The 5,090-nt window shown below is 70.9% G+C and carries 5 protein-coding genes; 4 read left to right on the top strand and 1 reads right to left on the bottom strand.

Features of this window, described 5'->3' with window-relative positions:
• Positions 1–272: 272 nt before the first annotated feature.
• From I53_RS17880 to I53_RS17865, 4 genes are all read left to right on the top strand, one after another.
• Positions 273–1,247: a DUF1775 domain-containing protein gene (locus tag I53_RS17880; RefSeq protein WP_043353082.1), complete on the top strand. Its 975-nt coding sequence runs from the start codon at positions 273–275 to the stop codon at positions 1,245–1,247.
• A gap of 145 nt (positions 1,248–1,392) precedes the next feature.
• The gene (locus I53_RS17875; protein ID WP_043353080.1) at positions 1,393–1,725 is read left to right on the top strand and encodes a DUF2946 family protein; all 333 of its coding nucleotides are present in this window, start codon (positions 1,393–1,395) and stop codon (positions 1,723–1,725) included.
• A 44-nt stretch (positions 1,726–1,769) separates the two neighbouring features.
• Complete coding sequence (locus I53_RS17870) at positions 1,770–3,908, top strand: TonB-dependent receptor (RefSeq protein ID WP_043353079.1); 2,139 nt, start codon at positions 1,770–1,772, stop codon at positions 3,906–3,908.
• A 195-nt stretch (positions 3,909–4,103) separates the two neighbouring features.
• Entirely contained in the window at positions 4,104–4,634 is a 531-nt protein-coding gene (locus tag I53_RS17865) for a DUF1465 family protein (RefSeq protein WP_043353077.1), read from the top strand.
• Positions 4,635–4,646: 12 nt separating this feature from the next.
• Here the strand turns inward: I53_RS17865 and I53_RS17860 are convergent.
• Positions 4,647–5,090, bottom strand: a 444-nt coding sequence (locus tag I53_RS17860; RefSeq protein ID WP_043353075.1) for a GGDEF domain-containing protein, incomplete at its 5' end; no start/stop codon positions are given.

Below are 5,090 nucleotides of genomic sequence, written 5' to 3'. Positions count from 1 at the left end.
GCACATTCGACGCGGGGGCCATACCGGGAGCGCCCGTTCCCCACCGCCATGGCGATTGCTGCACGGCGGCCCAGGCCACCGGGCCGGCGCTTCCGCCGCGACCGGCCGTGACCGCACTCCGGTGGGCCGCGGCCGCGGATCTTCATCCGGCCTGGCCCCTCACCGGCAGCATCGGCGCCCGCGCCCCGCCCGGCACAATTGCCTCCCCCCGGGGGCCGCCGACCGCCTGAGCGATCACCACCTCTCGGATCCCTCAGGACGGATGTACTCCCATGAAGACCCTTGTCTCGGCCGCCCTCGGCCTCGGGCTGCTCGCTTCCGCGGCGCAGGCTCACGCAGTGCTGGAACGCAAGCAGGCCGCCCCCGGCGCCGCGTATCGCGGCGTCGTCCAGATCATGCACGGCTGCAACGGCAAGCCGACCACCCGCGTGAGCGTCAGCATCCCGGAGGGCCTCGTCGGCGCCAAGCCGATGCCGAAGCCCGGCTGGACCCTCGCCATGACGCGCGGCCCCTACGCCAAGACCTACGCGACCCATCACGGCACGGCCTCTGAGGGCGTAACGGCGATCACCTGGAGCGGCGGCTCCCTGCCGGACGACCAAGTCGACGAGTTCACGTTCCTGGCGCAGGTGGCCGGCACGTTCGAGCCCGGCGCGACCGTCTACGTCCCGGTCCAGCAGGATTGCTCGGAGGGCGGCTATTCCTGGTCGGAGATCCCCAAGGCCGGCCAGGACGCCCATGACCTGAAGGCGGCGGCACCGTCCTTCCGGATCGTCCAGGTGGCTCAGGCCGGCGGCGCACCGGCCGCGGCGACGCCCGCCGCCGGCTCGACCGTGAAGGCCGGGGACCTGACGATCGAGACGCCGTGGCTGCGCGCCACGCCGAACGGCGCCAAGGTCGCGGGCGGGTATGTGCGCATCACCAATACCGGGAGCACGCCCGACACGCTCACGGGCGCGACGGTGCCCTTTGCCAAGAGCAGCGACATCCACTCCATGTCGATGGAGGGCGGCGTCATGAAGATGGCACCGGTCTCGGACGGCCTGACGATCAAGCCCGGCGAGACCGTGGAGCTCAAGCCCGGCGGCTACCACCTGATGTTCGAGGGTCTCACCGGCGCGCCGAAGGCCGGCGAGACCGTCGCGGGGACGCTCACCTTCCAGCGGGCGGGCGCCGTGCCGGTGACCTTCACGGTGGCCCCGATCGGCGCGGGCGCGCCGAGCGGCCAGCATCAGCACCAGCACTAGCCGCCCGACAGGGAGCATCGGCCGCCGGGCGACCGACGTGAGAAGGGAGAACCCACGAGGCCGGGCCGCCACGGCGCCCGGCCTGCGCGGCCGCGCGGATCGTCGGGACGTTCCCGCACGGTCGGTCCGTGCATGCGCTCGGGTCGTGGCGTTCCTCGCCCTCTACGCCCTGGCGCTGCAGGGCATCCTCGGCGGCATCGCCTCGGCCAATGCGGGACCGGACCACATCCTGTGCCTCGACGATGGCGGCCAGACAGATCGGGCACCGGCCGGCAAGCAGTTGCCGGCTCATCACCACGGGGATTGCTGCGTCGCCTGTCACGCGGCGGGGCCAGCGACCCTCCCCGCGCCCTCGACCGTGACGGCCGTCCCCCTCGCCCGTCCGGTCGCGGCCGCCGGCCCGCGGCCGCAGCGCGTCGCTTTCCCGCGGGCGCCGCCACGTCCCGGTCTCGGAGCCCGCGCCCCACCCGTCGTCTGACCGATCGCCGCCCGCCCCCGATCATCAGACACGGATTCTGCCCCATGCCCCGCCTGTTCCGGGCCGGCCGACGCGCCGCGCTCCTCCTCTCCGCCTGCGCGACGCCGGCCGCAGCGCAACCTCAGTCATCGGCCGCCTCGGTCACCCTGTCCGAACTCAGCGTCGTCGGCGCCGCCGCGACGGACGCGCCGTCGGGCGAGACCCGCGGCTCGCTCTCGGTGCCGAGCGTCGACCGCCAGCGGGCCGCCCTCGCGGGAACCGTCGGGTCCGTGGCCTTCGTCGACGCCGCGACGCTCCAGGACCGCTATGCCAACACGCTCCGCGACGTGCTCAAGGACGTGCCGGGCGTCTACGTGCAGGAGCGCTACGGGCAGGAGCTGCGCCTGTCGGTCCGCGGCTCCGGCATCGCCCGCGCCTTTCACCTGCGCGCCATCGAGCTGCTGCAGGACGGGATCCCGCTCAACCTCGCGGACGGGAGCGGCGACTTCTATCAGGTCGATCCGCTCGCCCTGCGCTCGGTGGAGGTCTACAAGGGCGGCAACGCCCTCACCTTCGGGGCAACGACCCTGGGCGGCGCCGTCAACGTCGTGACGCCCACGGCCTACACGGCGCTGGCGCCCAACATCCTGCGGGTCGATGGCGGCAGCTTCGGCACGATCCGCGAGCAGGCCCAGATGTCCCGCATCGACGGGCCGCTCGACGTGCTGGTCAACGCGACGCTGACCAATTCCGACGGGTTCCGTGCCCACGAGGCGCAGGCCACGAAGAACTTCAACGTCAATATCGGCTACCGGATCGCCCCCGACATCGAGACCCGCTTCTATCTCGGCACCTATCTCACCGACCAGAAGCTCCCGGGCACCCTGACCCTCGGCCAAAGCCTTACGACGCCGACGCTGGCCAATCCCGCCGCCATCACGGGCAACCAGTCCCGCAAGGTCGAGACGGAGCGCATCGCGAACCGCACCTCGTTCCTCCTCGACGTGGGCAAGCTCGACGTCGACACCTGGGCGATCCACAAGAGCCTGTACCATCCGATCTTCCAGGCGATCGACCAGGATGGCTGGACCTACGGGATCAGCCCGCACTGGGCCGGGACCTTCGATCTCGGCGGCTTCCGCGACGACGTCGTCCTCGGGCTGCGCGCCTTCGCGGGCCAGAACTCCGCGCTGCAATTCGTCAATGTCCGCGGACAGCGGGGGGCGCAGACGCTGAATTCCCTCCAAAGCGCGTCGAGCGTCGAGGCCTATGGCGAGAACCGCTTCTGGTTCCTGCCGGACGTGGCGCTGATGACCGGCGCGAAGGCGTTCTCGTCGAACCGGACCTTCAGCGACAAGGGCGGCCTGCCGGGCAACCCGAGGCCGCGCTTCGCCGATGTGACCTACGAGGGGCTCAACCCGAAGGTCGGCCTGCTGTGGCAGCCGCGGCCCGACATCCAGGTCTTCGGCGACGTCGTCCGGTCCCGGGACGTGCCGGATTTCTCCGATCTCGTTCAGCAGAACCTCCTGAGCACCACCTTCGTACCCCTGCGGGCGCAGCGCGCCTGGACCTACGAGGCCGGCGCCCGCGGGCGCTTCGGCCGCCTCGCCTTCGACGTGACGCTCTATCGGTCGGACCTGCGCGACGAGCTGATCAACTTCGCGACCAATCCCGGCCTCAACATCCCGGCCGCCACCTTCAACACGCCCCGCTCCGTCCACCAGGGCGTCGAGGCGGCCGTCACCCTGGACCTCGTCCGCGATCTCGCCGGGACCGGCGACGGGGTCAGCCTGACCCAGATCTGGACCCACAACGACTTCCGATTCGTCGGCGACCCGGTCTTCGGCAACAACCGCATCGCCGGGATCCCGGCGGACGTGCTGCGGACGGTCCTGAGCTACCGGCACCCGAGCGGCTTCCACGTCGCGCCGTCGCTCGACTGGGTCCCGCAGGGCGCCTTCGCGGATCACGCCAACACCCTGCGGGTGCCGGGCTACGCCCTGCTCGGCGTCGAGGCCGGCATCGATTTCGCCGACGGCGTCGCCCTGTTCGTGGATGCCCGCAATCTCACGAATGCCCGCTACGTCTCGGACATCGCCGTGGTCGCAAACGCCGCCGCGACGGCCGGCGGAGCGGGCGCGCTGGCGGCGTTCTATCCCGGCAGCGGCCGCAGCGTCTTCGGCGGGATCCGGGCCGCGTTCTGAGGCGTTCTCCGCCGCCGGACCCGAAACCCTTCTCCCAACCCTTCTCCAGGCACCGGACGGCGGGTTAAGGTTAAAAAAACATGAACCCTGCTGTTCGGGCCAATCGGCGCTAGGATTGCGGTGTCGTCCGAAAGCCAAGGACGGAGCGTCCCGGATCGGAACGAGCCGGGCCGTCGGACGGCACAGGAGAGGCAGATGAACGGCTTCGATGTCACGTTTCGGGACGATCAGGACTGGATCGATTTCGGCAGGTCCTACGTCAACTCGGACGCCTTCAAGGCGCTGTTCCGCGACGGGATGACCCTGGTCGAGGAGACCGCCGCCTATCTCGACGGCGAAGGCCGCGACGAGTCGCGTCTGGTCTCCCGCGACGCGACCCTCAGCTACGCGGCCGAGAGCATGCGCCTGACCACGCTGCTGATGCAGATCGCCTCGTGGCTCTTGGTGCAGCGCGCGGTCGCCGAAGGCGAGATGACCCCGGCGGAGGCCCTTCAGGAGAAGCACCGCGTCAAGCTCGGCACGGCGGAGCCGCCGAAGCAGCAGGATTTCAACCTGCTGCCGATGCGCCTCCAGCAGCTGATCGTGCGCGCCCGGCGCCTGCACAGCCGCATCCTGCACCTCGACGCGCTGATCGCCGAGGACCGGCCGACCCCGGTCCCCGTCGAGAGCCCGGTGGCCCAGCAGCAGGGCCTGCTGCGGATGGCGTTCCGGATGGCCGAGGGCTGATCGCCTGAGGCCTCAGCCCGCGAATCGGAAGGTGTTCCGGCCCTGCGCCTTCGCACGGTACAGGGCGCGGTCCGCGCTGTTGTAGAGGCTCAGCGGATCGTGGCCGTCGGCGGGTGCCAGGGCGATCCCGACGCTGAGGCTCACCGAGAGGGTATGCTCCTGGAGCTCGATGGGCTGCTCCACGGTGCCGATCAGGCGCTCGGCGAGGGCGGAAGCGCTCTCGGGCTGCTCGGCCTCGGTCTGGATGATCACGAACTCGTCGCCCCCGATCCGCGCCAGCATGTCTTCCGTGCGGATGACGGCCTGAAGTCGGGCTGCGACGATCCGGAGCAGCGCGTCGCCGACCGAGTGGCCGTGGGTGTCGTTCACGGCCTTGAAGCGGTCGATGTCCAGGCAGAACAGCGCGAAGGTGGCGCCGTGCCGGCGGACACGGGCAATCTCCGCATCCAGACGGTC

The organism is Methylobacterium sp. B1 (assembly GCF_000333255.1).
Classification (GTDB): domain Bacteria; phylum Pseudomonadota; class Alphaproteobacteria; order Rhizobiales; family Beijerinckiaceae; genus Methylobacterium; species Methylobacterium fujisawaense.
Note: the sequence above shows the minus strand (reverse complement) of the source record. Positions and strands in the feature narration are given on the sequence as shown.